2 tRNA genes are annotated in these 364 nt (G+C 53.3%); both read right to left on the reverse strand.

The window, feature by feature from the left end:
• Positions 1-151 precede the first annotated feature (151 nt).
• Positions 152-227, reverse strand: a tRNA-Ala gene (locus tag SM757_RS35140).
• Between the two features lie 25 nt (positions 228-252).
• Positions 253-329, reverse strand: a tRNA-Ile gene (locus SM757_RS35145).
• Between the last annotated feature and the right edge of the window lie 35 nt (positions 330-364).

Consider the following 364-nt stretch of genomic DNA (forward strand, 5'->3'; position numbering starts at 1 on the left):
ACGGCACGGTGCGTATTTCTACGCTTTCCGCCGGCAACGCTGATTCGACTCTATGAATTGTTAAAGAACGACAGCCGATCAATTGCTTGATCGCACATGCAAAAGAGCCTTGGCTCACTTGCATGTGCGATCAAAAAATACTGCGTGGACTTGGTGGAGGATGACGGGATCGAACCGACGACCCCCTGCTTGCAAAGCAGGTGCTCTCCCAGCTGAGCTAATCCCCCGGCCTTATCAACTTCTACCAGGCGCTGGTGGGTCTGGTTGGATTCGAACCAACGACCCCCGCCTTATCAAGACGGTGCTCTAACCGACTGAGCTACAGACCCTCACCCGTATGCTTTTCGCAGTGACTTTTTGTCGT

This window comes from Azohydromonas lata (assembly GCF_034427735.1).
In the GTDB taxonomy this organism is placed as follows: domain Bacteria; phylum Pseudomonadota; class Gammaproteobacteria; order Burkholderiales; family Burkholderiaceae_C; genus Azohydromonas; species Azohydromonas lata.